The sequence below is a fragment of the Labrenzia sp. 011 genome, assembly GCF_003075075.1.
GTDB lineage: Bacteria > Pseudomonadota > Alphaproteobacteria > Rhizobiales > Stappiaceae > Roseibium.
Genome location: NZ_QCYM01000005.1, coordinates 74083 through 100872 on the forward strand (window position 1 = coordinate 74083; position 26790 = coordinate 100872).

At 62.1% G+C, this 26790-nt stretch carries 24 protein-coding genes; 5 read left to right on the forward strand and 19 right to left on the reverse strand.

Annotation, left to right across the window (positions count from 1 at the left end; translation table 11 throughout):
* Positions 1-49 precede the first annotated feature (49 nt).
* From pcaG to pobA, 5 genes are read right to left on the reverse strand one after another with little or no spacing between them, the layout of a single operon-like run.
* Positions 50-670: a protocatechuate 3,4-dioxygenase subunit alpha gene (pcaG, locus tag DCO57_RS07825; protein WP_116698324.1), complete on the reverse strand. Its 621-nt coding sequence runs from the start codon at positions 668-670 to the stop codon at positions 50-52.
* Between the two features lie 2 nt (positions 671-672).
* On the reverse strand, positions 673-1398 hold the full coding sequence (gene pcaH / locus DCO57_RS07830; RefSeq protein WP_116698325.1) for a protocatechuate 3,4-dioxygenase subunit beta: 726 nt from the start codon (positions 1396-1398) through the stop codon (positions 673-675).
* Between the two features lies 1 nt (position 1399).
* Positions 1400-1810 (reverse strand): 4-carboxymuconolactone decarboxylase, encoded by a 411-nt coding sequence (gene pcaC / locus DCO57_RS07835; protein WP_116698326.1) that lies wholly within the window; start codon positions 1808-1810, stop codon positions 1400-1402.
* Positions 1794-2594: a 3-oxoadipate enol-lactonase gene (gene pcaD, locus DCO57_RS07840; RefSeq protein WP_116698327.1), complete on the reverse strand. Its 801-nt coding sequence runs from the start codon at positions 2592-2594 to the stop codon at positions 1794-1796. The genes pcaC and pcaD overlap by 17 nt, the downstream gene beginning before the upstream one ends.
* Positions 2594-3763, reverse strand: coding sequence for a 4-hydroxybenzoate 3-monooxygenase (pobA, locus tag DCO57_RS07845; protein WP_116698328.1), 1170 nt, complete (start codon positions 3761-3763; stop codon positions 2594-2596). Before pobA ends, pcaD begins: the two co-directional genes overlap by 1 nt.
* A gap of 101 nt (positions 3764-3864) precedes the next feature.
* Here pobA and pcaQ point away from each other — a divergent pair, with 101 nt between their 5' ends.
* Entirely contained in the window at positions 3865-4785 is a 921-nt protein-coding gene (gene pcaQ, locus DCO57_RS07850) for a pca operon transcription factor PcaQ (RefSeq protein ID WP_116698329.1), read from the forward strand.
* Here pcaQ and DCO57_RS07855 read toward each other — a convergent pair.
* From DCO57_RS07855 to DCO57_RS07875, 5 genes are read right to left on the reverse strand one after another with little or no spacing between them, the layout of a single operon-like run.
* Positions 4775-5770: a glucokinase gene (locus DCO57_RS07855; RefSeq protein WP_116698330.1), complete on the reverse strand. Its 996-nt coding sequence runs from the start codon at positions 5768-5770 to the stop codon at positions 4775-4777. The genes pcaQ and DCO57_RS07855 overlap by 11 nt on opposite strands.
* Positions 5767-6882, reverse strand: a complete 1116-nt coding sequence (locus DCO57_RS07860; protein WP_116698331.1) for an ATP-binding cassette domain-containing protein — start codon at positions 6880-6882, stop codon at positions 5767-5769. The genes DCO57_RS07855 and DCO57_RS07860 overlap by 4 nt, the downstream gene beginning before the upstream one ends.
* 35 nt (positions 6883-6917) lie before the next feature.
* A complete protein-coding gene (locus tag DCO57_RS07865) occupies positions 6918-7757 on the reverse strand; it encodes a carbohydrate ABC transporter permease (protein WP_116698332.1) in 840 nt (279 codons plus the stop codon).
* Positions 7754-8647, reverse strand: a complete 894-nt coding sequence (locus DCO57_RS07870) for a sugar ABC transporter permease (protein WP_116698333.1) — start codon at positions 8645-8647, stop codon at positions 7754-7756. Before DCO57_RS07870 ends, DCO57_RS07865 begins: the two co-directional genes overlap by 4 nt.
* Before the next feature lie 20 nt (positions 8648-8667).
* Positions 8668-9915: an extracellular solute-binding protein gene (locus DCO57_RS07875; protein ID WP_116698334.1), complete on the reverse strand. Its 1248-nt coding sequence runs from the start codon at positions 9913-9915 to the stop codon at positions 8668-8670.
* Between the two features lie 93 nt (positions 9916-10008).
* On the opposite strand from DCO57_RS07875, the gene DCO57_RS07880 reads away from it, so the two are divergent.
* Positions 10009-11226 carry an ROK family protein gene (locus tag DCO57_RS07880; RefSeq protein ID WP_116698335.1) on the forward strand — a complete coding sequence of 406 codons (1218 nt, stop codon included), beginning with the start codon at positions 10009-10011 and terminating at the stop codon, positions 11224-11226.
* Positions 11227-11251: 25 nt separating this feature from the next.
* Here the strand turns inward: DCO57_RS07880 and DCO57_RS07885 are convergent, their stop codons facing one another.
* The 9 genes from DCO57_RS07885 to DCO57_RS07925 all read right to left on the reverse strand — a co-directional run bounded on the left by DCO57_RS07885 (position 11252) and on the right by DCO57_RS07925 (position 21291).
* On the reverse strand, positions 11252-12307 hold the full coding sequence (locus tag DCO57_RS07885) for a sugar phosphate isomerase/epimerase (RefSeq protein ID WP_116698336.1): 1056 nt from the start codon (positions 12305-12307) through the stop codon (positions 11252-11254).
* 46 nt (positions 12308-12353) lie between these two features.
* Positions 12354-13949 carry a glycoside hydrolase family 43 protein gene (locus tag DCO57_RS07890; RefSeq protein ID WP_116698337.1) on the reverse strand — a complete coding sequence of 532 codons (1596 nt, stop codon included), beginning with the start codon at positions 13947-13949 and terminating at the stop codon, positions 12354-12356.
* Positions 13946-14992: an L-glyceraldehyde 3-phosphate reductase gene (gene mgrA / locus DCO57_RS07895; RefSeq protein WP_116698338.1), complete on the reverse strand. Its 1047-nt coding sequence runs from the start codon at positions 14990-14992 to the stop codon at positions 13946-13948. Before mgrA ends, DCO57_RS07890 begins: the two co-directional genes overlap by 4 nt.
* A 12-nt stretch (positions 14993-15004) precedes the next feature.
* The gene (locus tag DCO57_RS07900) at positions 15005-16126 is read right to left on the reverse strand and encodes a Gfo/Idh/MocA family oxidoreductase (protein WP_116698339.1); all 1122 of its coding nucleotides are present in this window, start codon (positions 16124-16126) and stop codon (positions 15005-15007) included.
* Between the two features lie 9 nt (positions 16127-16135).
* Positions 16136-16882: a sugar phosphate isomerase/epimerase gene (locus DCO57_RS07905; RefSeq protein ID WP_116698340.1), complete on the reverse strand. Its 747-nt coding sequence runs from the start codon at positions 16880-16882 to the stop codon at positions 16136-16138.
* A 33-nt stretch (positions 16883-16915) separates the two neighbouring features.
* Positions 16916-18004: an ABC transporter ATP-binding protein gene (locus tag DCO57_RS07910; protein WP_116698341.1), complete on the reverse strand. Its 1089-nt coding sequence runs from the start codon at positions 18002-18004 to the stop codon at positions 16916-16918.
* Positions 18005-18015: 11 nt separating this feature from the next.
* Entirely contained in the window at positions 18016-18930 is a 915-nt protein-coding gene (locus DCO57_RS07915; protein WP_116698342.1) for a carbohydrate ABC transporter permease, read from the reverse strand.
* A complete protein-coding gene (locus tag DCO57_RS07920) occupies positions 18927-19817 on the reverse strand; it encodes a sugar ABC transporter permease (RefSeq protein ID WP_116698343.1) in 891 nt (296 codons plus the stop codon). Before DCO57_RS07920 ends, DCO57_RS07915 begins: the two co-directional genes overlap by 4 nt.
* Positions 19818-20058: 241 nt before the next feature.
* A complete protein-coding gene (locus DCO57_RS07925) occupies positions 20059-21291 on the reverse strand; it encodes an ABC transporter substrate-binding protein (RefSeq protein WP_116698344.1) in 1233 nt (410 codons plus the stop codon).
* 184 nt (positions 21292-21475) lie between these two features.
* On the opposite strand from DCO57_RS07925, the gene DCO57_RS07930 reads away from it, so the two are divergent.
* From DCO57_RS07930 to DCO57_RS07940, 3 genes are all read left to right on the forward strand, one after another.
* Positions 21476-22510, forward strand: coding sequence for a LacI family DNA-binding transcriptional regulator (locus DCO57_RS07930; protein ID WP_116698345.1), 1035 nt, complete (start codon positions 21476-21478; stop codon positions 22508-22510).
* Positions 22511-23006: 496 nt separating this feature from the next.
* A complete protein-coding gene (locus tag DCO57_RS07935) occupies positions 23007-23810 on the forward strand; it encodes a substrate-binding domain-containing protein (protein ID WP_116698463.1) in 804 nt (267 codons plus the stop codon).
* A 7-nt stretch (positions 23811-23817) separates the two neighbouring features.
* Positions 23818-26715: an EAL domain-containing protein gene (locus DCO57_RS07940; protein WP_208977851.1), complete on the forward strand. Its 2898-nt coding sequence runs from the start codon at positions 23818-23820 to the stop codon at positions 26713-26715.
* Positions 26716-26790: the final 75 nt, after the last annotated feature.

Genomic DNA, 26790 nt, shown 5'->3' on the forward strand with positions numbered 1-26790 from the left:
CCGGCCGGCCGTGTCCAGGCCCGCTGCGGCCGCTTGGCCTCATCTTTCGTCAGATATCGAAAAAGACGGTTTCATCCTGCCCCTGGAGCTTGATGTCGAACCGGTAGACCGGCTTGCCGTCACGCTCGCTCCTGCGGGCGATCAGGGTCTGGCGCCGGCGTTCCCATTCGATCAGGCCGATCACCGGGTCTGCCGCATTGGCGTCGGCCTCGTCCTCGAAATAGAGCCGGGTCTGCAGGCCGACATTGATGCCGCGCGCCACGATCCACAGACTGATATGCGGAGCCATGACCCGTCCGTCCGCATTTGTCACCGGTCCCGGCTTGACCGTGTCGAAGCCCCACTCGCCGGTGTCGAAATCAGTGATCACGCGGCCCCAGCCGCGGAAGCCCTCCTCGACCTCGCCATCGTGTTCCGGATGGGCATAGATCCCCTCCGCATTCGCCTGCCAGGCTTCCAGAAGCACGTCCTTGATCGGTGAGCCCATGCCGTCGATGACGCAGCCCTCGACACGGATACGCTCGCCCCTGGCATTGGGGCCGGCAATGTCCCAGCCCAGTTCCTGCCGGTAGATGTCGAAACCGGCAGCCCCCGGCGCCAGGCCGATATGCACATAGGGACCGGCTGTCTGGGACGGAGTCTCTTTCAGGTAATTGAGTTCCTGGCGCATGGTCAGTTGCCCTCCGGACGGTTCTCGAACAGGATGGATCTGCGGCCGCGCACGACGATGTCGAACTTGTAGGCGATGGTATCCAGCGGGATCGTCGCATTCAGATCCAGCCGGGCGGTCAGCTGCTCGACGGCCTGCGGGTCCGGGATCGAATTGACGATCGGACATTTTGCGATCAGCGGGTCGCCCTCGAAATAGCACTGGGTGATCAGCCTCTGCGCGAAGGCCGTGCCGAAGATCGACATGTGGATGTGGGCGGGCCGCCAGTTGTTGACCCAGTTGCGCCAGGGATAGGCGCCGGGTTTCACGGTGCGGAAATGATAATAGCCGTCCGCGTCGCTTATCGTCCGGCCGCAGCCGCCGAAATTCGGATCGATGGGCGCGAGATAGGTATCCTTCTTGTGCCGGTACCGGCCGCCCGCATTCGCCTGCCAGATTTCCACCAGCGTATTGGGGATCGGCCTGGCGTTTTCGTCCAGCACCCGGCCATGCAGGATGATCCGTTCGCCGATGGGGCTTTCGCCCGGCTTGGCGTAGTTGCTCAGAAGATCCTTGTCGATCGGGTCGATGTCATTGTGTCCGAACACCGGACCGGTGATCTCGCTGACCGTCGTTTCCAGACTGATCATCGAATATTGCGGCGACCGCGACACGCTGGTCTTGTAGTCCGGGGTCAGGGCCGGCGGGTGCCATTGCCGGTCGCGCTGGTACAAGGGGCCTGGTTTCATCTTACGTCCTCCCGTTCGGCCGGTCTGCCTCCTGGCCGGCCTCTTCCATCTCGGCATAGGTTTCCTTGGCGAGCTTGAGCGCCTGATTGGCGCGCGGAACGCCGGCGTAGACGGCTACATGCTGAAAGGCTTCCAGCACGTCCTGCTTGCTGGCACCGGTGCGGACCGTCGCCCGGATATGCATCGGGATTTCCTCGAAGTTCCCGAGCGCGGCGAGCAGTGCGAGGGTCAGCATGGAGCGCTCCCGTGCCCCGATGCCGTCCGAGGCCCAGACGGTCCCCCACGCGCCTTCGGTGATCAGCGTCTGGAAGGGTTCGTCGAACGGTGTCTTGGCGGCTTCCGCACGCTCGACGTGGTCGTCTCCCAGAACGGCGCGCCTGACATCCATGCCGGTTTCATAGCGTTGTGACATGGAGGTCCTCCTTGAAGAATGCCATGAGATGGCCGGTGAATTCATGCGGCTGCTCGACGCAGGGCAAATGACCCGCCCTGGCAATTTCCACATAGCGGCTGCCGGAAACGAGATCCGTGGTTGCCTTTACCAGCTCCGGCGGGCTGGCAAGATCGTCGCTGCCGCCGATGCCTATGACGGGCAGGCGGAGCCGAGACGTCGAGGCGGTCAGGTCCGCTGCGGCGATGGCCTCGCAGCAGCCGATATATCCCCCGACCGGCGTGCGCGTGAGCATGTTCCGCCAGCCCGGACATTCGTCGCCCTGCCGGAACTCTTTCGAAAACCAGCGTTCGAGAATCGCGTCGGCGAGGGCGTTGATTCCGCCCGTGCGGATACGTGCGATGCGCTCCTGCCACGTGGCGGCCTCGCCCATCTTCGCGGCCGAGTTCGACAGCACCAAGCCCTGGACAAGAGCCGGATGACGGCTGGCCAGAAGCTGGCCGATCATGCCGCCGATGGACAGTCCGACGAAAATACACGAGTGAACGCCGGCGGCCTCGAGGAACTCCCGCGTATCGGCCACCAGATCGTCCATGGACCAGGATCCCGACGGACAGGAGGAGAGACCGTGGCCGCGCTTGTCGAAACGGATCAGCCGCAGTCCCTGTTCAGGCAGCAACGCGATCACCTTGTCCCAGAGCCGCAGGTCGGTGCCCAGGGAGTTGGCGAAGACGACGGGGACCCCGTCCGGATCGCCGTCTTCGCGCCAGTGCAGGTCAACGGAGGAAAGTCTGGCGATTCTCATCAGTAGGGCAGCCCGACATAGTTTTGCGCAAACCAGGTCTGCGCTGTTTCGTGGTAATGGAGCGACTGGATTTCCGCGCGCTGCATCTTCAGGTCGAAGTCCGTCTGGTCCGGGAACCGGTGCAGCAGATTGGTGGTCGCCCAGCTGAAGCGTTCGGCTTTCCAGACCCGGGAAAGCGCCTTTTCCGAATAGGTCTCGATGCCGTGGCTGTCCTTGTCCTGATAGTAGCGGACGAGCGCGTCATTGAGATAGTGAACATCCGAGGCGGCGGTATTCAGGCCCTTGGCGCCGGTCGGCGGCACGATGTGGGCCGCGTCGCCGCACAGGAACAGGCGGCCCCAGCGCATCGGTTCGCTGACGAAGGATCGCAACGGTGCGATCGACTTCTCGATGGATGGGCCGGTGACCAGTCTGTCGGCAACGGATTCGGGAATCCGCCGTTTCAGTTCGTCCCAGAACGCCTCGTCGCTCCACGCCTCGATCTTGTCGGTGAGGGCGCATTGCACGTAGTAGCGCGAAAGATTCTCGTTGCGCATGGAGCAGAGTGCAAAACCGCGGCTGGAATTCGCATAGATCAGCTCGTCATGGACCGGCGGCGTCTCGGACAGGATGCCGAGCCAGCCGAAGGGGAAGACCTTCTCGTATTCCTTGCGGACGGAGTCGGGAATCGTCTGGCGGCTGACCCCGTGAAAGCCGTCGCAACCGGCCACGAAGTCGCAATCGATGCGCTGGTTCCTGCCGTCGGCCGTGAAGGTCACATAGGGAGCATCGCTGTCGGCGTCGTGGATCTCGACGCCCTCGACCTCGAAAATCGTTCTGCCGCCCGTGGCGTCCCTGGCGTCGTAGAGATCGTGGGTGAGTTCCGTCTGCCCGTAGACGACGACATTCTGTCCGATCAGCTCCCTGAAATTGATGTCGAACAGCTCGTTTTCATAGGAGATACAGGTGCCGTGATGGACATAGCATTCCTTCTCCATCCGCCCGGCGACACCCGCCTCGCGCATCATGTTGACGAGACCCGTTTCCAGGATGCCCGCACGGATACGGCGCAGCACGTAATCGCGTGTCTTGCGCTCCAGAACGACGGTGTCGATGCCCTTGAGATGGAGCAGCTGTCCGAGCAGCAGCCCGGACGGTCCCCCTCCCACGATGACAACCTGTGAGCGCATATGGTCCTCCCTGTGTTGATATCATATTGAATGTCCGAAAAAGAGAAGTAAAATGAGAATTAGAGCTCTTTTGTTTCTAAAACAGGAAACTAATATCCGCCTTGATAGATCGCCGCATCAAATTTCGCCACGTCCAGTGTTTCGTCGAGATCGCCCGGGAACGCAGTCTGAAGCTGGCCGCGGACAAGCTCAGTCTGACGCAGCCGGCCATCTCGAAAACCCTCAAGGAACTTGAGGAGATCATCGGCGCCACCCTGATGACACGCAACAGGGCGGGCATAGCCCTGACGAACCAGGGCAAGGTCTTCCTGCACTTCGCGCAGATCTCGCTGGCCAGCCTGCAGCAGGGGCTGGACGGTGTCGAAAAGGAGGGCGAGCACGCCCGTCCCAAGCTCAAGGTCGGTGCCCTGCCGAGTGTCGCCGCCGGCTTCATGCCACCGGTCGTGCGCGAATTCTCCGCAATGGCTCCCAATGTCATGCTGCAGATCATGGACGGCCCGCACGGCTATCTGATCGAGCGGCTGAAGCTGGGAGAACTGGATGTGGTCATCGGCCGGCTGGGTCATCCGGCGGCCATGGAGGGAGTGTCCTTCACCCAGCTCTATTCCGAACCCGTCGATCTCGTGGTTCGTGCCGGCCATCCGCTTCTGGAAACGGCCGATATCAAGGAGATCGTCCACTGGCCCGTCATCTATCCGCCGGAAGGGGCCGCCATCCGGCCGCTCGTCGAACGGCTGATGATCGCCGGCGGTGTCGGTGACATTCCGAACAAGATCGAGACCGTCTCCGGCGCCTTCGGCCGGGTCTATACGCGCCGGACGGATGCGGTCTGGATCATCTCTTCCGGGGTGGTTCAGAACGAGACGGCCGACGGGCGTCTGGTGCGTCTGCCGGTCGATACCAGCATCACCAAGGGCCCGGTCGGCCTGATGACCCGGCCGGACAGCCAGCCCGGAGCTGGGGAACAGGTGTTCCGCCTCGCGGTCCAGGCGGTGATCGACGAGCTCGGACTCAAATCGTGACTTCAGGCAGCCTTTGAACCCTGCCCCGCCGGGGCATTCTCGACGCGCAGCCCGTGAGTGCCGCAAAATCGTCTTCCAGCAGACTGACCGGAACCCCCGAGACGAGCTGGCTCTGGCGACCTTTCGAACAAAGGGCCGTCAGGAAGTCGGGTTCGCTCAGGAAGCGCGACAGGCTGCGTGTGACGCCGCCGGTCAGCACGACGCCGCCGAGCGACATGAACGACAGGATCAGGTCGCCGACGACCCGGCCGAGGAAGGTGGCCCATTGCCGGGCGGCGGCCAGGCAGACCGCGTCCGTTCCGGCAATGGCCAGATCGGCGATGCCCGCCGGGCTGTGGGCCGCGATCGGCTGGCCCCGCTCGAGACAGTGCCATTCATAGATCTCGCGCAGACCGCTGCCGGACAGGGCCCGCTCGATGGAGGCCCTCCCGCGGTTGACGGCAAGATAGGACCACAGCCGCAGTTCCGCCTCGCTTTCGACCGCCAGCGTGCCGTGTCCGCATTCTCCCGTTCCCACGTGAATTCCGCTCGCGGTCGGGAACAGCGAAGCCGCATTGAAGCCGGTTCCGGCGCCCACCACCAGCCGGGTGCCATTGCTGCGCAATTGCCGTTTCGGCGTATGAATGGGGGTCAGCCGGGCCGGGTCGATGCTGTCCAGGGAATAGGCAAGAGCCTCGAAGTCGTTGAGGAAGGTGACCTCCGCGCCGCCCAGGACCTTGCCGATACGGCCGGCATCGCAGGTCCACGGGTGGTTGGTCATCCGGACCGTCGTGCCGTCGACGGGAGCGGCAATGGCAATGACGGCGGAAGCGCAGGCCGGCTGTCCGGTGCCGGACAGATAGCTGCCGATCGCCTCCTCGGGGGTATCGAAATCCGCATTCCGGAAACGGACGATCGTTTCTTCGAGCACCCGGCCGTTGTCAACGAGGGCAAGACGGGTATTGGTGCCGCCGATATCGGCGGCAAGTCCTTGGAGCGTGCTCATAGACGGGTTCCCGACGAAACATCGAAATAGGAGATCCTGGAAAGATCGAAGGCGATGGGGGTCATCTGGCCGGCAGCGACCGGCGCATCGGCCGACAGGCGCACGATGGCCTCGGTGCCGCCCAGATGGACGACCGCATAGGTGTCCGCGCCCGCCGGTTCGACAACGTCGAGCACGCAGTCCGCCACCTGGACGCTTCGGCCGTCCGCCCTGGCCCGGTCCGTCATGGCCTCCGGCCGCAGGCCGATCAGCACCTCCGCCGGCCCCGCCGGGAGACGGTCCGGGTCGGTGTCGTGGTCCGTGAGTTCGATCGTGGAGCCTTGCGGCGCGGGTATCTCCAGCCGGATGCCGTCCGCCTGCCGGGTCGCCGTTCCCTTCATGAGGTTCATGGAGGGGGCCCCCATGAAATCCGCGACAAAGGCATTCACCGGCCGGTTGTAGATCTCGTTCGGCGTGCCGATCTGCTGAATGACACCATCCTTCATGACGACGATCCGCGTCGCCAGGGTCATTGCCTCGATCTGGTCGTGGGTGACATAGACGATCGAGGCGCCGGTGGTCTGGTGAATGCGCTTGATTTCCGTGCGCATGCTCACGCGCAGCTTCGCATCGAGATTGGAGAGCGGTTCGTCGAACAGAAACAGTTCGGGATCGCGGACCAGGGCCCTGCCCATGGCGACCCGCTGCCGCTGGCCGCCGGAAAGCTCGGCCGGCTTGCGCTGCAGCAGGTGTTCGATCTTCAACAGCTTCGCGACGTCGGCAACCTTGCTTTTCTTTTCGGGCTCCGGAACCTTCCGCACCTCCAGTCCGAAGCCGATGTTGCGTTCGACGCTCATGTTGGGAAAGAGCGCATAGGACTGGAAGACCATGGCGATATCGCGGTCCGCGGGTTCCGCGTGGGTCCGGTCCCGGCCCGCGATGGTGATGGAACCGGATGAAATGTCGGTCAGTCCGGAGATACAGTTCAGCAAGGTGGACTTGCCGCAGCCGGACGGCCCGACCAGTACCAGGAATTCTCCCGGATCCATGCTGATGGCAATATCCTTCAGGATCGGGGCATCGCCGTAGGTCTTTTGCAGCTTGTCTATGCAAAGGATGGGATTTTCCGGCATGACGGCTTTTCGTTCCTTGTTTTTCGGGCGCCAGGTCAGCCCTTGACGGACCCGGCCACCAGTCCGGAGACGATGAATTTCTGAAAGGCGATTGCCAGGATGGCCGGCGGCAGGGTGGCCATCACCCCGACCGAGGCGATGACGCCGTAATCGGTGACGCGGCCGGCGGCGAAATCCGCGATCGCGACGGGCAGCGTCTTGGCGGAGAGGTCGTTGGTGAAGATCAGCGCGTAAAAGAATTCGTCCCAGGCGACCAGAAAGGAAAGCATGGCGGTTGCAGCGATCGCGGGCAGGGCGAGCGGCAGCACCACCTTGCGGAGCGTGAAGGCGGTACTTGCGCCTTCCATCAGCGCCGCCTGCTCGACCTCCACCGGAAGCACGTCGATATTCGCCTTCATGAGCCAGATGGCGAAGGGCAGCAGCATGGCTGCGTAGACGATCACCAGCGTGATGGTCTTGTTGAGAAGCCCGAGGCTGCTGAAGGCCGAGTAGAGCGGCAGGATATAGGTGATCGGCGGCATCATGATTGTTGCCAGAAATGCGAAGAGCAGCACCATGGACGCCTTGCGCCTGGAAAAGGAATAGGCGGCGGGTATGGCGACCAGCAACGCGATGGCGGTGGCGCCTCCGGCGGTCAGGATCGAGTTCCTGAGCGCGCTCAGAAAGCGTCTGCCGCTGCCGTCCGCGACATCCAGCAGGGCGCCGTAGCGGCTGAAGTCCAGGTCGGAGGGGATCCAGTGCAGGGGCACTTCGGTGAGATCCGTCGGCATGCTGACGCTCATCACCGCCAGCCACAGCAGCGGACCTGCCGTGAAGACCGCCAGCACCAGCGCGCACAGATAGACAAGGGCCGACTGGAGAAGGGATCGTCTCATGCGGTGCCTCCCGCGGCCTGGCGTTTTGCCACGCTGTAGTAGGCGAGGATCAGCACGGCGCTGATGCCGGCCACCAGCACCGCGTAGGACGCGCCGCTGCCGCTTCTGAGATAGTTGAAATATTCCTGATAGATGAAGAAACTCGCCGTCTTGGTGCTGTCCGCCGGCCCGCCGCTGGTCATGACATAGATGATGTCGAACACCCGGAAGGCCTCGATGGTTCTGAGCACCATCACGACCAGCAGCGGTCCGGCGATCCACGGCAGCGTGATCGAGCGAAAGCGTTTCCAGGGGCCCGCGCCTTCGATGGCGGCGGCCTTGAGAAGATCGCCGGGCACCGTCTGCAGGGCGGCCAGGGCCACATAGGCGACCAGCGGGAAGTTCTTCCACACATCGGCCAGGATGACCATGTTCATGGCCGTCGACGGATCGCCGATCCAGCTTCTGTAATCACTGATCAGGCCGAGCTGATAGAGCAGGGAATTCAGGGCGCCGTAGTCCGGCTGATAGATCAGGCGCCAGGCGACCGCGTTGACGATTGTCGGCACGGCCCAGGGCAGGATGATGAGGGCCCGCAGCACCAGCTGTCCCCTGAAGGGCTGGTTCAGAAGCACGGCCACGGCAATTCCCAGAACGCCTTCAAGGCCCACCGACACGATCGTGAAGTAGAGCGTGCGGTAGAGAGCGGCCTGAAAGTCCGGGTCCGTGAGCGCATAGACGTAGTTTTCCAGCCCGATGAAATGGACCGGGGTGGCAATCGCGGTGATGCGGGTGTCGGTGAAGCTCAGCCAGAGCGTATTGGCCAGCGGGACCAGCGTGATCAGCGCGAGCACGAACATGGCCGGCGCCAGAAGCATCCATTTTTCCTGTTTCTGGCGTCGGCCAAGCATGGGCGGATCTCCTGTGGGTTTTACCGGATGCGCTTCACGCGCTCGGCAGCCGCTTCCAGGGCTTCATCCACACCGGCCTGGTCAAGCAGAACCTGGTGGATGTTCTTCTGAAGGATGTCGGAGACCTCAGTATAGGAGGGAACAAGCGGACGCGGATACATGACGGCGATGGATTCCTTGGCCGCCGCGATCAGGTCTTCCTGACCTTCCATGACCTTGGGCTCGCTGTAGGACGCCTTCCAGATCGGCAGGCTGAGCTTGGCATAATCGTCCTGGATGTCCTTCTGTGTCAGGAAGGAAATATAGGCCCATGCCTCGTCCGCATGCGGGCTGTTGGCGGGGATGCCGAGACCCATGGAGCCGTTGACGCTGGAGGCGGTGGACTTGCCCTCGACACCTGGTGCCGAGACAACCTTCACCTTGCCGGCGACCTTGCTTTCCTTCGGGTCGTTGGCCAGCGCGTTCATGTAGGTCCAGTTCAGGGCAAAGGCGGCTTCTCCGTTCGAGAAAACCCGGCGGACATCTTCCTCGAAATATTCGCGCGAGGCCGGATTCGTCAGGCCCTCGTCCAGCGTCGCCTTCATGAAGGTGACCGCATCCTTGGCGCCGCCGGTGGTGAAGGCGGGCTCGCCCGCATCGAAGAACTTTCCGTCGTTTGCGGCCGTCAGGGTGGTGAAGTCGCAGATCATTGCCTCGGACTGGGACCAGCTCCACACGAGCGGATATTCGACAAGCCCCTTTTCCTTGATCTGACGGGCCTGGGTCATGAGCTCGGTCCAGGTTTTCGGCGGCTCGGAGATGCCGGCTTCCGCCAGGATTTCCGTGTTGTAGAAAAGATATTTCGTATCGAGGATCCAGGGCATGCCGTAACGCTTGCCTTCATACTCGACCGTCGTCCAGGCCCCCTCGAACACCTCGTCGGTATATGCGGCGGGAATGCGGTCGCTCACATCGGTCAGGAAACCGCCCGTGGCGAATTCCGCCGGCCAGATCACGTCGAACAGGACCACGTCATAGCCGTCGTCACCGGCGCCGGCGGCGGCGATGATCTTGTCGTGCAGGGCCTCGTAGGGAACGAATTCCAGGGACACCTTGACGCCGGGATTGGCGGCTTCGAACTGGGCGGTCATCGACTTGATGTCGTCTTCGCTGTAGGCCGCCTGGCTCATGAAAAGTGCATTCAATGTGGTATCGGCCAGGGCAGTTGACGCCATGGCCAGGGTGGCAAGCGCCGACCCCAAAACAAGTTTCTTAATCGCTTTCATCATGCCCTCCGGTTTTTATATTGAGCAAAATCATCCTATGACGCATTTTTATTTTGTCAAATTGATATAAAAAATAATTTCTGGTCTATTGGCCCCATGAACGACACCTCGCCGATTCCGAATTCCTTCCGTACGAGCGGTACGAATCTCACGCGCGCCAAGAGCCACAATCACCGTGTCGTCCTGGAGGTCATCAGAACGAGGGGCCCGATCGGACGCACGGAAATATCCGAAATCACGTCACTTTCCCGGCAGACCGTGCAGAACATCGTTGCAGAGCTGGAAAGCGGCGGCATCGTCGTCATGCATGCCAGAAAGGCCTCCGGACGCGGACATCCGGGCATGAAGGTGCAGCTCAGGCCGGACCATGCCTACAGTCTGGGTTTTCATGTGGACCGGCTCTCGGTGCGGGCGATCGTCAGCGATCTTCTCGGAACTATCGTTTGGCAGGCCGCCGGCCATCTGTCCGCTGCCACGGTCGCGGCCGCCAATGAGCAGATATTGTCCCTGGCCGGCGATTTCCGGCGGGACGATCCCGCAAGGGCGCGGCGGCTGTTCGGCGTGGGCCTTGCCGCGCCGGGACCGTTCGGGAGTGCCGGAGCCGCCGGTCAGGGGACCGACGCGACCAATTTTTCCGAATTCGGGTCCCTGGAAAACCTGGCCCTGCTGCAGCATGCCCTGCAGCTGCCTTTCGTGCTGCAGAACGACGCCTCGGCCGCCGCTCTGGGAGAGCATGTCTATGGCATCGGCCGGAATTTCAACAGCTTCGCCTTCATCCAGTTCGGCATGGGCCTGGGGGCGGGCTTCGTGCTCAACGGCGCGCTCTATCCCGGTGCGACGAAGAACGCCGGTGAGATCGGCCATGTCATCGTCGATCCGGCCGGGCCGCCCTGCGCCTGCGGCAACAGGGGCTGTCTGGAAAAATATCTGTCGCTCAATGCCCTGTGCGAGAGACTTGCCCTGGAGCCGACGGATCCCGCCTCCGTTGCGCGGATAGAGGAGCTGTTCGACCGGGGCGACCCGCAGGTCCTCGACTGGATGTCCGACGTTGCCCCGTTTGTGCGCCAGCTCGTCAACATGCTCGAGATGATGCTCGACCCGGAAGCGATCATCCTCGGGGGCATCGTCAAGCCGGAAGTTCTGCGCGCCCTGCTGGAGCGCGCCGCGCCGCTACCGTCACGTATCGATGCCCGCAGTTCCGACGACGCGCGGATCAGGATCGGCACCTCGGGGGCAACGGCGGTCGCGCTCGGTGCAACCGCCGCTGCAGTGGATGCGCTTTACGCTCCCTCGGTTTCGCACCTGCTGCTCTGAGGGCCGGAGACCGCTCCGGTCGCGATCACAGCCCCAGCATGCTGCGGATCTGCTCCCGGTCGCTTCCGCCGCCGGCGAAATCGTCGAAGGCCTTGTCCGTGACCTCGATGATGTGGTTCGCGATGAAGGGCGCCCCTTCCGCCGCGCCCTGTTGGGGAGATTTCAGGCAGCACTCCCATTCCAGCACCGCCCAGCTGTCATAGCCGTATTGCGCCAGCTTGGAGAAAATGCCGGAAAAATCCACGTGGCCGTCGCCGAGCGAGCGGAACCGGCCGGCACGGTTGACCCAGCTCTGATAGCCCGAATAGACGCCCTGGCGGCCGTCCGGATTGAATTCCGCATCCTTTACGTGATAGGCGCAGATGCGTTCGTGATAGATGTCGATGAATGCCAGATAGTCCATCTGCTGCAGCAGGAAATGCGACGGGTCATAGTTGATCCGGCAGCGATTGTGCCCGCCGAGCGCCTCCAGGAACATCTCGAAGGTGGCACCGTCGAAGACATCCTCGCCGGGATGGATCTCGTAGCCGACATCGACGCCATGATCCTCATAGACATCGAGGATCGGCTTCCAGCGTTTGGCCAGCTCGGAAAAGGCCTCCTCGACAAGTCCGGCCGGCCGCTGCGGCCACGGGTAGAGATAGGGGAAGGCCAGCGAGCCGGTGAAGCTGACGGAGGTGTCGAGGCCGAGATGCCGGCTGGCGACGGCAGCCTTTTTCATCTGGTCGACGGCCCATTCCTGCCGGGCTTTCGGGTTGCCGTGAAGATGAGAAGGGGCGAAGGCATCGAAGGCGAGATCGTAGGCCGGATGTACGGCCACGAGCTGACCCTGCAGATGGGTGGACAGCTCGGTGATCTCCACGCCCGCATCGGCGCAGATACCCTTGACCTCGTCGCAATAGGCCCGGCTCTCCGCAGCCGTGTCGAGATCGAAAAGCCGGGTGTCGAAGGTGGGGATCTGGATGCCCCTGTATCCCAGGTCCGCCGCCCATTTCGCGATTGCCGGCAGTGTGTTGAACGGGGCGTCGTCCCCGGCGAATTGGGCCAGGAAAATCGCAGGCCCCTTGATCAGTCCAGCCATGAGTGCCTCCTTGTTAGCTCCGGAAAAGGTGATGCATGCTCAGGTGTCACGTTCCCGCTGGTGCATATGAGAAACTGCTGAAATCGGCGGTCTTGCCCGCACCGGTGATGTCGAAGGCGAGCATGCCGACAAAAGCACCGGTGAAGGATCCGTGTTCGCCACGCCCGCCTTCGTCGGAAATCACGCTGGCATCGAGTTCCGGGCCGAAGGGTTGCCAGTCGCCGCCCTGTTTCCAGAAAAACTGCTGGCTCGCCCTGTCCACCTCCACGGCAAGCTCCACCGGACCGTCGGCGATCGCGACCGGCTCGGCAGGGAAACCGAGTTGTCCGTCCGGCCAGTTTCCCGGGCAGGACAGCAGGGTCAGGCAGCGGCCGAGATGTTCGGCCCAGCTCACGGCGAGGAAATGGAACTTGTGCCGGTTGTAGTAGGTGGTCAGGCCCGCCGCCTGCTGATAGGTCGACGGGTCGAAGGCACTCAGCACCGTTTCCGCGCGATAGGACAGATGCTCCTGGCGCCGGGCGACGAGCGCCTGCTCGTACCAGCTTCCGACGCTTTCGCGGCCGGTCAGGCGCAACGCGGACCCGGTCAGGGTGAACAGCCGCTCCGGACAGGGGGTGCGCAGCCATTGGAATTCCTCCGGCAGCGTATCGCCGGTGAACGCCCGCTCGATCCGTCGCGGCGGCCGTGGCCGTGCCTCTACCGGGCCGGGCACCTCGACTTGCGGCAGCGTTCCGCCGCCGGAAAGATACAGCCAGCCGTCGTCCCGCCATTCGCATTTCTGGATCGCCGTCTCACGCCCGAGAGGGGAAAACCGACCGGCAAGCGGTCGGGAGCACAGATGGGTGTGATAGACCTGCCCGTCCGGCGTTTCCACGATCTGGCCATGGCCTGCCCGCTGCAGGGGCCAGTCGGGGTCGTCCTTGGCGGTGATCAGATGGATATCGGGATGAATCTCGTAAGGCCCGTCGATGGACCGGGACCGGGCCATGGTGACCGCGTGGCCGTAACCGGTCCCGCCTTCGGCGACGGTCAGGTAGTGCCAGCCCTCGCGCTTGTGAAGATGCGGTCCCTCGGTCAGCCCGTGGGCGCTGCCGGAAAAGATCTTCTTCGGCGTGCCCACGAGGCCGCCGCTTTCCGACCATTCCTGCAGCAGGATGCCGTCGAAGGCCGGATGACGCGGATGGCCGCCGATGGAGTTGGACATATGGTTCCACTGCAGGACAAGGAACCACTTGCGTCCGTCGTCGTCATGGAAGAGCGAGGGATCGAAACCGTGGGAGCACACATGGACCGGATCGCTCCACGGGCCCTCGATCGACGGCGCGGTCACGATGTAGTTATGCGCATCCTTGAAATTTCCGTCCAGCCGTTTCACGTCCGTATAGACCAGCCAGAAACGGCCGTCCGCATGGCTGAGGCAGGGTGCCCAGATCCCGCCGCTGTCCGGATTGCCGCGCATGTCGAGCTGGCGCGCCCGGTCGAGCGGGCGGCAGGCGAGATCCCAGTTCACCAGGTCTCTGGAGCGGTGGATCTGGACCCCCGGATACCATTCGAAGGTCGAGGTGGCGATGAAATATTCATCGCCCGCCCGGCAGATAGACGGATCCGGGTTGAAGCCCGGCAGGATGGGATTGCGGATCATTGACGCCGGGGTCCCTCGCGTTCTGCGGAGGCGGCCCACAGGTTGACATCCGCCTCGCGGGTGGTGTCCTCGATCGCCTTGAGTTCGGCCTCCGTGAAGTCCAGCCGGGCAACGGTGGCAACGCAATCGCGGACCTGCTCGGCGCGGCTGGCTCCGATCAGGGCCGTGGTGACCCGCCCGTTGCGCAGGACCCAGGCAATGGCCATCTGGGCCAGTGTCTGGCCGCGGTTTGCGGCGATGTCGTTCAGCGCCCGGATCGTTGCCAGGTTTTCCTCGCTCAGGAAGCCTGTCTGGAGGGACTTTCCCTGGGAGGCCCGGCTGTCTTCCGGAATGCCGGTCAGATACTTGTTCGTCAGCATGCCCTGGGCGAGGGGCGAGAAGGCGATCGAACCGATGCCCAGATCGTCCAGCGTGTCGAGCAGGCCGTCATCCTCCACCCAGCGGTTGATCATCGAATAGCTCGGCTGGTGGATCAGGCAGGGCGTGCCCAGGTCCTTCAGGATGGCGACCGCTTCCCGGGTCCGTCTGGAATTGTAGGACGAGATGCCCACATAGAGCGCCCGTCCGGAGCGCACGATATGGTCGAGCGCCCCCATGGTTTCTTCCAGCGCCGTGTCCGGGTCGTAGCGGTGGGAATAGAAGATGTCCACATAGTCGAGCCCCATCCGCTTCAGGGACTGGTCGCAGGAGGCGATCAGATATTTGCGGCTGCCCCATTCGCCGTAGGGGCCGGCCCACATGCCGTATCCGGCCTTGGACGAAATGATCATCTCGTCGCGATAAGGGGCGAAATCGGTTCTCAGCAATTCGCCGAAGGCCCGTTCCGCGGCGCCCGGTTCCGGCCCGTAATTGTTGGCCAGGTCGAAATGGGTGATTCCCAGATCGAACGCGGTGCGCGCGATCTCCCGCTTGCGTTCATGCGGCGTGTCGTCGCCGAAATTGTGCCACAGGCCGAGCGAGATCGCGGGCAGTTTCAGGCCCGATTTTCCGCAGCGGCGGTAGTCCATCGTGTCATAGCGGTCTTGCGCAGCCGTCCAGGTCATATGTGCTCCAGTTCAGGCCAGTAGGTCCTGAGCAGCCTGCGGATCGAGAGCGTCCGGCCGGCTGCAGGTGGTCTTGATATCGATGAACCGTCCGCTTTCCCCCGAAGCCAGGATCGATGTCATCACATCGACCACATGCAGGGCGAATTCCAGCGAGCACCGGTGCGGGCGGTCGTCCAGAATGGCCTGTGCCATGTCTGCGAGTCCAGCCGTGCGGTAATTCGCATGGGTGCGGTCGTTGGCACGGGAGAACGGGTGTTTCCAGTTCTCGGCGATGTTCACGAAACTGTCCTTCTCGGTCATGCGGACCTCGCCGCCGAAGAAGTTCGGATCCGGCACATGCAGGGTGCCCTCGCGACCGTAAAGTTCCATGTTGGAATGGCCATGCTGCCAGACATCCCAGGAGGCGCAATAGGTGATCTGCGCGCCGGAACGGAATTCCATCACCGCATGAATGGTGGTCGGCGTCTCCACCTTGATCTTTTCGCCGAAGCGCGGCTGGGAGGTGATGGTCCGTTCATCGGAGCCGCAGGAAGTCATGGCGGTTACCCGCTTCACCGGGCCGAGAAGCTGTACCAGGTTGGAGATATAGTAGGGGCCGAGATCGAGGATCGGACCGCCGCCGGCCTGGAAGAAGAAGTCCGGATTCGGATGCCACATTTCCATGCCCGGGCTCTGCACGAAACAGGTGCCGGAAGTGACCTTGCCGATGGCATCCGCATCAATCAGGTGCCGGGCGAGCTGATGGGCGCCGCCCATGAAGGTATCCGGAGCGGAGCCGACCCGAAGTCCCTTTGTCTCGGCGATGGCCGCCAGGGACTTGCCCTGTTCCACGCTCAGGACGAAGGGCTTTTCGGAATAGACATGCTTGCCCGCCTCCAGAACCTGCCTGGAAACGTCGAAATGCGCCGCCGGAACGGTCAGATTGACGACGATGTCGACATCGTCGGCCGCCAGCAGCCCTGCGATGGTTTCCGCGCGCAGGTTGAATTCCTCGGCGCGGGCCTTTGCAGCCGCTTCGTTGATATCCGCGCAGGCGCGCACTTCGATCCCCCGGAAGAGGGGGGCAAGGCGCATATAGGCCGCGGAAATATTGCCGCAGCCCAGAATGCCGATCCCAAGTGTCTTGCTCATGGTCTGTCCTCAGAAAGTGCGAAAAGCTTCGATGGAGCGGCGGGCGAAGCGGTCGTAATCGGACGGCTTGTCGTGTTCCATCACGAACAGGTCGACCCCGGCGCCGCGCAGCGCGCTCATGAGGGATTTCCAGTCGAGCGTTCCCTGGCCGACATCCGCCCAGCCGTCCTCGTCCAGGCATGCGCCCTCCGGGGCGATGTCCTTCACATGGGCAGTGGTGATGCGGTCCGCATGATTGGCGACCCATTTCAGCGGATCTTCTCCGCCGCGCGCGATCCAGGCGATATCGGCCTCCCATTCAATGGTCGGCGCCGCTTCGAGAAGAATGTCCATCGGCAGGCGGCCGTCCGCGCAGACGGCAAATTCGAAATCGTGATTGTGCCAGCCGAACCGCAATCCGGCGTCCCGCACCTTGGCGCCGATTGCCTCGAGGCGTTCGCCGATCGATTGCCACAGAGCGGCGTCGGACACGCGCTGTTCCGGCGGCACGGCCGGAACGAACAGGCGGGTCATGCCGAGCGCCCCGGCGGTGTCGATGACCTTGCCGAAGTCGGTCTCGAACTGCTCCATCGGAAAGAAGTGCCCGGACGGCATGGTCAGGCCGTTGGCGTCGAGCAGCTTGCGGAAGCCGGCGGCGTCCTCGTAGTTGCCGCCGAAGCCCTCGACCTGCGTGTATCCGAGTTCGGCGAGCCGTTCGAGAACGGGGCCCCAGGGTGTGAATTCACGTGCGGAATAGAGCTGGAAGGAGATATCCATCTTGCGTGTCCTGAATGCGTCGGAACGGACGGCTCAAAGCCGGTTTTCCGAGGTCTTTTCGAAAAGATTCGCACGGGCGGCATCGAAGCCGACCGTGATCCGGTCGCCATTGGCAACTTCCGCCTGGCCGTCCATGCGGATCCAGAGCGTGTGGCTCCCCGAGGTGAGGCGGGCCAAGGTGTCGGAGCCGAGCGGTTCGACGAGTTCCACCACGCCATCCATCCGGATCGGGGCGTTTTCCGCCTCCGCGCCGCTGACCATGTGTTCGGGACGGATGCCCAGCCATGCGGGAGCCGACACGGCGGCTCCGGAACGGAAGTTGTAGCCATGCAGCGGAAAGGAATGCCCCTCCGTGTGAAACCGGGGATCCTCGCCGCTTTCGATCTTGCCGTCGAAGAAATTCATGGTCGGAGAGCCGATGAAATCGGCGACATATTTGTTCGCCGGGCGGTTGTAGATCTCGTGCGGCGTGTCGAGCTGCAGGATCTGGCCGCCGCGCATGATGGCAATGCGGTCGGCGAGCGTCATGGCCTCGATCTGGTCGTGGGTGACATAGATCATCGTGTTGCGGAGCTTCTGGTGCAGCTGCTTGATCTCGACCCTGAGATCGGCGCGCAGCTTCGCGTCCAGATTGGACAAGGGTTCGTCGAACAGGAACACATCCGCGTCGCGGACCAGCGCTCGGCCGATCGCCGCCCGTTGACGCTGCCCGCCGGAAAGCGCGGCCGGCTTGCGGTCGAGCAGCGGCTCGATCTGCAGGACCTTGGCCGCCCGGTCGACCCGTTCCTTGATTTCGGCTTTCGGCAGGCCGGCGTTTTTCAGGCCGAAGCTCAGATTTCCGGCGACGGTCATCTGCGGATAGAGCGCATAGCTCTGGAACACCATGCCGATGCCGCGTTTCGATGGTTCCGCCCAGGTGACGTTCCGCCCGCCGATGAAGATCTGGCCTTCGGTGATGTCGAGAAGACCGGCGATGCAGTTGAGCAGCGTGGACTTGCCGCAGCCGGAAGAGCCGAGAAGCACGAGGAACTCCCCCTGTCCGACTTCCAGGTTCAGATCTTTCAGGACCTTCAGGGCGCCGAAACTCAGGGAAAGGTTCTTGATGGAGATACTAGCCTGCATGGGAAATGTCTTCAGCCTTTCACAGCGCCTGCGGCGATGCCGCGGACGAAGAGTTTTCCTGAGAGGAAATAGATGGTGAGAGGAACCAGGCCGGTCAGGATCGTTGCGGCCATGTTGACGTTGTATTCCTTCACGCCCTGAGTGGAGTTGACGATGTTGTTGAGCTGCACCGTCATCGGATAAAGGTCGGGCTTGGTGTAGATCACGCCGAACAGGAAGTCGTTCCAGATGCCGGTGACCTGCAGGATCATCGCGACCACGAAGATCGGCAGGCTCATGGGAACCATGATCCGGAAGTAGATCGACCAGAAGCCCGCGCCGTCGACCCGTGCCGCCTTGAACAGTTCCTGCGGCACCGAGCTGAAATAGTTGCGGAAGAGCAGGGTCAGGATCGGCATGCCGAAAATGGTGTGCACGATCACCAGTCCCGTGAGACCGCCGTAGAGACCGGCTTCCCGCAGCAGGATGACGATCGGATAGATCATCACCTGATAGGGGATGAACGCCCCGACGATCAGGATGGCGAAGAAGGTCTCGGAGCCCTTGAAGCGCCAGTTGGCAAGGGCATAGCCGTTGACCGACGCGATGGCGATGGACAGGATCACCGAGGGAACGAGGATCTTCACCGAATTGAAGAACCCGCGCGAAAGACCGTCACAGTTCAGGCCGGTGCAGGCCTCCGCCCAGGCTTTCACCCACGGCTGGAAGGTGATCTCCACGGGCGGGGCGAAGATGTTGCCAACCCGGATTTCCGGCATGCCTTTCAGCGACGTCACGACCATCACGTAGAGCGGCAGCAGATAGTAGAGGGAAACCAGGATCAGTGTCCCGTAGATGAAGATGTTGCGGCGGGACAGAATCTTTCCCGGTTTGCGCCCGGACGGGCCGGCGGCCGGCGGGGTCGGGATCTGAAGGGCGTCGCTCATGTGCGCTTGCCTCCGAATTCGAGGTAGGCCCAGGGCACGACGACGATGATCACCGTCAGCAGCATCATGGTCGAGGCGGCAAACCCCTGACCGAGGTTCTGCGACAGGAACATGGCGTCATAGACATATTTGGCCGGAACCTCCGAGGAGATGCCGGGCCCGCCGCCGGTCTGGGCGACGATCAGGTCGTAGACCTTGATGATGCCGGAGGTGACCAGAACGATGGCGGTGATGAAGATGCCGCGCATCATCGGAATGACGATGAAGAGATAGGTCTTCCACATCGGGATGCCGTCGATCCGCGAGGCCTTCCAGATGTCTTCGTCGATGCCGCGCAGGCCCGCCAGCATCAGGCACATTATCAGCCCGGTTTCATGCCAGAGGCCTGCGATCAGCACCCCGTAGATGACGATGTCCGGATTGTAGAGCGGGTCGAAGGCGAAATTCTCGAATCCGAGGCTGCGCACCACATGCTGAATGCCGAAATCCGGATTGAGGATCCACTGCCAGGCAAGGCCGGTGACAATGAAGCTCAGGGCGAAAGGATAGAGGAGGACTGTCCGGAACGTGTCTTCAAAACGGATCTTCTGGTCGAGAAGCGCGGCAAGGAAAAAGCCGATCACCAGAGCGAAGATCAGTGACAGAATTCCGTAGATCGCGAGGTTCTCGATGGAGATCAGCCATTTGTTGCTGGTCCACAGCCGCTCGTATTGCGCAAGGCCGACGAATTTCTCCCTCGGCAGAAGCTTGGAATTGGTAAAGGAGTAGACGACCGTCCAGGCGGTTCCTCCGATGAAGATCACCAGAGCAGTGGCGATCATGGGGATCGCGGCTATCTTGGCACTGATATTACGGTGCCATCTTGCGGGGCCCGTCGCTGCGGCCATTCTTCACACTTCCTCGTTTCTGCGGTGGTGTCCGGGGCATGCGGTCCGGTCCCTGCGCGCACAGGATGCGCGCAGGGCTGGAGGACGCCACCCGGGCGAAGCCCCCGACGCCGGGGTGGCGGAGCCGTGTAGCGGACCCGGATCAACCTGCCTTCGGCTGACCGCTGACGGGATGCCCCGACACCTTGCCATGGTCCAGGGTCCGGCCCCCGGCCGGGTGTTCCGGCTGGAGGCCTGTCGATCAGTCGGCGTTGCCGACGATGGAGACGAAGAGCGTCTGTGCGTCTTCCGCAGACATGTCCGGGTTGTTGAAGAACTCGACGAACAGGTCGTTCACCTGGGTCAGGCTGTCGGCAGACATGAGCTGGTCCGGCGACTGGATGACATTGCCCTTGGCGAGAATGTCCAGACCCTTGCGCATGCAATCGTTCGCCGCGGCCAGATCCACGTCGCCGCGCACCGGCAGCGATCCCTTTTTCAGGTTGAAGGCAACCTGCGTTTCGGGAGAAATCATCACCTTGGCGAGTTCGAGCTGAGCCGCGGTGATCTCCGGATCGTCCACTTTCGGGAAGTAGAACGCATCCCCGCCCGTCATGATCACTTCGTTGACACCAAGACCCGGCAGGCAGGTGTAGTCCTCGCCCGCGGTCATTTCCGCCACCTGAAACTCGCCCTGGGCCCAGTCGCCCATGATCTGGCCGCCGGCCTTGCCGGTGATGACCATGGTGGTGGCGTCGTTCCAGTTCTGGACGTTGGAGTCCCTGGCCATGTTCCGGGCGGCGTCGGCGGCCTGGAAGACCTTGGCCAGCTCGGGACCGCCGGCAAGCTCTGCGTCCTTTTCGCCGAAGATCCTGGTGTAGGCGTCAGGTCCGGCAAGCGCGGTCAGGATGACCTGGAAAGCCAGTGTCGTCTGCCACGGCTGTTGACCCATCGCCAGGGGCACGATGCCGGATTCCTGCAGCTTCGATGCGGCGGCGGAGAATTCGTCCCAGTTGGTCGGGACGGCGACCCCGGCATTCTCGAAGACGGAATTGTTGAGCCACAACCACTGCTGGGAATGGATGTTGACCGGCACGCAGTAGATCCGGCCGTCCACCGTGCAGCTGTCGAGCAGGCTGCTGGGACGAATGATGTCGCGCCACTTGCCTTCTTCCGCGATCTCGGTGAGATCGAGCATCAGGCCGGCTTCGACAAGCTCTTCGGCCTGGCGTCCATGGTTGAACTGCGTTGCGCCCATCGGGTCGCCGCCGGTAATCCGGCTGATGATGATCGGGCGGGCGGTACCGCCGGAACCGGCGATGGCGCCGTCGACCCAGTTGTTGCCGGTGGCGTTGAAGGCCTTGGCAAATTCAGCGACGGCTGCCGCTTCACCGCCGGATGTCCACCAGTGGGTGACTTCCAGATCGGTTGCATTGGCTGCGGTTGCTGCGCAAAGGGCAGTGGTCGCGGCGAAAACTGCGCGTAATGCTCTCATATTTTCCTCCCACCGAACAAACCTGTTCGAGTCTGCGTACGATGCGGCCTCCACCGCATTTTAAATCGATTACACTTGGTTGTTTCTCTTTATGTAATCGATTACATTCATCTTTCTCAGGAAACGGGCCGGTGTCAACCCGAAATTGTGAGCGAAGAAAAAACAAGAAGCGCCGGAGACGGGTTTGGTACAAAAAAGCGCAAGAATTCTGGATGTTGCCAGACGGGCGGGTGTGTCCACTGCAACGGTCAGTCGTGCTCTGAGCAATCCGGAGCTCCTGACGGAGGCGACACGCGAGAGCGTTTTCGCGGCCATCCGCTCCACCGGATATCGTGTGAACAGGGCAGCGCGGAACCTGCGTACCCGCCAGGCCCGCACGCTGCTTGTACTTGTCCCCAATCTCGGCAATCCGTTTTTCTCGCAGATCCTGGCGGGCATCAGCGAAGCGATCGGCGAGCGGGACTATTCCGTTCTGATTGTCGACACCAAGGATCATGCGAATACGGGAAAGCTGCTGGTCGACTATTTTCTCGACTCGCAGATCGACGGGATGATCTGTCTGGACGGATCGATTTCGCCCCACGAATTAAAGCAATTTGAGGATAACGGCGTTTCCGGGCAGATCGTCTTTGCTTGCGAATGGGTCCATGGTTCCGAACTTCCCTCGGTCAGGAGCGACAACATTCGCGGCGCCCGGCTTGCCGTGCGGCATCTCCATGAGCTGGGACACCGGAAGATTGCCCATGTCACGGGTCCCGAGGACAACGTGCTGACCCACGCCAGGCGTGAAGGCATGCTTGCCGAACGCGCGCGCCTCGGATTGCCTTTCCGCGAGGAGTGGATCATTCGCGGCGACTTCTCCCTGAACTCCGGCCGTCATGCCGTGGAAAGGATCCTGGCGATGGAGGAAAGGCCGACGGCTGTCTTTTGCGCATCGGATCAGGTGGCCTTCGGTCTGATCTCCACGCTGGCCGCGAACGGGATCAGGGTGCCGGAGGACATGTCCGTCGTCGGGTTCGACGATATCGAGCTTTCCGAATATTACGTCCCCGCGTTGACCACCATCCGCCAGGATCGGCGGGCGCTGGGCGCCCAGGCGGCCACGCTGCTGCTGGAGCGCATCGATCGCGAAAATGACGGATCCTGCATGATGCCGGCACCGGTCATGCTCGATGTCGAGCTGGTTGTCCGGGCAAGCGCGGCGAAACCCGGCCACTGAAGCCGGCGCCATCGTTTCGGGAAGCTGTGCTGCCGAGGCTCCGCGGGCGCGCCGGCCACGTGTCCGAATACCGCTCACACCCCAAGGCTCCGGAAAGCTAAAAAACAATAAAATCAGCATGTTGCATCGAAAGTATTCCGGGGTTCGGGATGTTGCCGTAGCTCAGCCACTGTCTTCAGCGCGACATTACCTGCTCATGCGCCCGGGAATATTTGCAACAAACAGCGGATATCTGCGGGTCTATTTAGCTATTTTTCACAAGAATTAAAGAATAAGATGGTCTGCAAGATGTCATATGAGGTTAAAAATATTGGCCATTATTGCCGTTAAGTAAATAACAATCCGGGGAGGAGAGGATACAACCGGAAAAAAGGCATGGTTGTATTTCACGTATTCCTGCAAAATTGGCTTTAAGATTAAATTTAAGCGTTAAATTAAGGGCGGATTAACTTGAATATACTAGTTTGTCGGGGCATGACCGGATTAGGTGGTAAAGATGAAAGTTTCGACCTTCGCCCTGATATTCTCTCTTGGCGCATTCCTGCAGATGGCACCTGCCGTCATGGCGGACACCGAACTGACGGTTGTCGGGACCGGTGATGGCCTGGAAATGCTCAAGGAGATCGGCAGGGGCTTTACGGACGCCCATCCCGATATCGACTTGTCCATCCCGCCGAGCATCGGATCCGGAGGCGGCATCGCCGCGGTCAGTTCCGGCGCCGAGCGACTTGGCCGGGTCGCCCGGCCCCTGAAGGACAGCGAAGTCGAATATGGTCTGATATATCTCCCGTTCGCCAGAATTCCGAGTGCGGTGATTACCCATCCGTCGACCGGCATTACAAGGCTGACAAGTGAAGATCTTGTAAAAGTTTATAGTGGTGAAATTACGAATTGGTCAGAACTGGGAGGAGCGGATCTGCGGGTGCGTCTCGTCCGGCGGGAAGACGCCGACAGCACGCTACAGGTTCTGCGTGCGACCATGCCCGGCTGGAAAGACCTGAAATTTTCACCACGTTCCAAGACGGCCCTGACAACGCAGGAAGCGATTGCAAGTGCCCGCAAGGTCGAAGGAGCCATTGCCTTCGCTCCCTACGCCCTTCCTCTCGAAGATGGGCTCAACGTGCTTGAAATCGATGGACATCACCCGGCAGAAGACGGCTACCCGAGCGCGGTGACGCTGGCTCTCATCTACAAGGACGGCACGATGGACTCGCAGATGAAGGCCTTCATCGAGTACGTCAGGTCCGATCAGGCGCGCGATCTGGTCCGGGGCTTTGGCGGCATTCCCGTTCCGAAATAGCGCCCGAATGAACATGATCCGTCACTCGTCTCTCCTTTGGCACTACACCTATGGCGCTGTCTTCACGGCGCTATGCGCGTTTGTCGGATTGATCGGGCTGGTAGCCTATCAGCTCGAGACCGGCATGGCTCGCCAGGAAAGCGAGCTTCAGCAACTGTCCCAGTCCCGGCTGCAGGAAAAACTCACGGCGGATGTGAAGCTCGCCGGAACACGCCTGGAGTTTCTGTTTCAGGACCGGGTCCGCCGGTTGAATTCGATCGCCGAGCGCATGGACACCGCGAAGGCTGTCGGCTCCCGGAACGTCGTCGCCATGTCCGAACTGCTCGGACCGGCCGCCGAGCTGGCGGATGTTGATGGAATCGTCGTTCTGGACGAAGAGGCCCGGGTCATCGGTGCGTCGTCCTACAAGGCGGATCTCGTGCAGCTGGGATCGAAGATCCAGGACTTCAGCTTTTATCCCGGCATCGTGCAGTCGCTGAAACAGAGCTTTCCCGGCGAAAAACGCACCATTTCCAGAATCCTGCCCAGCTCCGATACGCAGGTGTTCGTCGAGAACGATAAGGTCAACGCCGTTTCGCAAGTCATTTTCGTGCCCGTCTTCGACGACTTCGGATATGTGATCGGCGGTTTGATGGCGCAGCGCTGGCTGCGGAAGGAAGAGAAGCTTCTTGCTGCATTGGCCGAAATCAACGCCTTCGAACTGGCGGTAATCTATGATGAACGGATTATCTCCAGGGCCAATTTCACCGGCAACGAATCCGATATCAGCAGCCCGTCGTCTTCGCCCGGCATAACGCTCAACGGCCGGCGGATCGTAAAATGCGGCGTGCCGGTCCTGCCGTTGACGATCTGTGCGCTGATGCCGATCGAAGCCCTTACGGCAACCCAGAACGAACTCATCCGGATCGGGAGCGAGGAAGAGGCCAAGCTGCTCCGGTGGCTGTTTCTGTTCGGACTGCTGACCCTCGTCGCCTTCGCGACCGTCGCCTTTCTCCTGGCCCGGCGCGTGACCCGGCCGCTGACGAATATCACCCGGGTCCTGTCCGGGATCGCCGAGGGCGATTTCGAAAACAAGGTGGTCGGCACCGAACGCAGCGACGAAGTCGGCGATATCGCCCGCTCCGTCGTCTCCCTGCAGCGTTCCGTCAAGGAGCGTGATGCGCTGCGGGTCAGGGTCAACGAGAAGAACCTCATCCTGAAATCGCAGGAAGCCCGGTTGCGGGAGCAGAACATCCTGTTCGATGCCGCTCTCAGCAACATGTCTCACGGTCTGTGCATGTTCGACGCGACCGGAAAGCTGATCGTCTCCAACGAACGCTATGCGGAACTCTTCGAACTGGAGCCGGACAGCATCCGGCCCGGCATGACGGCGGCCGAACTGGCGGCTCTCCAGATAGCAGAGAGGCTCGAGCCGGACGTTCCCGGTTCCCTGGGCATGTCTTCCACGCAGCCCCGGGCGTTCTCGGAAACGCAGAGCACGGAGATGGTCAGGATCCGGTCCGGACGGATCGTGCTGACCACCCGCCAGCCGCTGTCCGACGGCGGCTGGGTGGCCATCTCGGAAGACATTACCGAGCGCCAGGAGGCCCGCGACCGGTTGGCCTATCTGGCCCGTCACGACATCCTGACCCAACTGCCGAACAGGATAGAGTTCCGCGACCAGAAACAGGCGCTTCTCAAGCGGCAGCAGGTCGAGGGAGGGGAATTCGCGATCCTTTGCCTCGATCTGGATGAATTCAAGACCATCAACGATTCCCTCGGCCACCCCATCGGCGACGAACTGCTGCGCCAGGTGGCCGCGCGGCTGAAGACGCTGGTCAGCGACAGGGAAATCGTCGTCCGTCTCGGCGGCGACGAATTCGCGATCCTGACCGGACTGCCCTCCGGGGAACAGGAGACCGCCGAACTTGCCCAGACGATCATCTGGGAGCTGTCGCGGCCGTTTCAGATCGCCGATCATGAGATCGTCATCGGGGTAAGCATCGGCATCGCGCTGGCCACGGGAGACGGTACGGCGGGGGACGAACTGTTCAAACAGGCCGACCTCGCCCTCTACAGGGCCAAGGAAGACGGACGCAACACCTACCGCTTCTTCGAGGCGGATATGGGCACGGCGGTCAAGGACCGCCGTGAACTGATCACCGATCTTCGCAACGCGGTTGGAAACGGCGAACTCGAGCTCTATTTCCAGCCGCAATATTGCCTCAAGAGCGATACGATTTCAGGGTTCGAGGCCCTGGTGCGCTGGAACCATCCCGGTCGCGGGCTCGTGTCGCCGGCGGACTTTATCCCGCTTGCGGAGGACACCGGCCTGATCAACCCGCTCGGGGAGTGGGTTCTGCAGGAGGCCTGCCGTATCGCCGCGGACTGGCCGCAGCATTTGCGGGTGGCCGTGAATCTGTCGCCGCGCCAGCTGCGCGGCCACGCATTCGGTCCCGTGCTGATCGAAGCCCTCATGAAGTCGGGACTTCGGGCGGACCGTCTGGAACTGGAAGTGACGGAAGGGGTTCTCCTTACCGATTCCGACGACGTCCTGAACGCCCTGCATCAGGCCAAGTCCCTGGGGGTCAAGGTCTCGATGGATGATTTCGGAACGGGATATTCCTCGCTCAGCTATCTCCGCCGGTTCCCGTTCAACAAGATCAAGATCGATCAGTCCTTCGTCCGGTCCATGGCCTACTCGGACGACTCCATTTCCATTGTGAAGGCGATTATCGGGCTGGCCAGGGATCTGGACATGTCGACCACCGCCGAGGGCGTCGAGACCGAGGAACTGCTGAACATGCTGGTGGATATCGGCTGCTCCGAGGCGCAGGGCTATTATCTCGGGCGCCCCATGCCCGTGGCCGACGTCCGGGAGCTGATCCGTTCGGTTGACCGGGAAATGTCGACGGCGGCCCAATAGGCCAGGACACATGAATTAAGCGCCCGGGCAGCGTGTTGCGTTTGCAGCGGGCCGGGAAAAGGTCCCGGGCAGCAT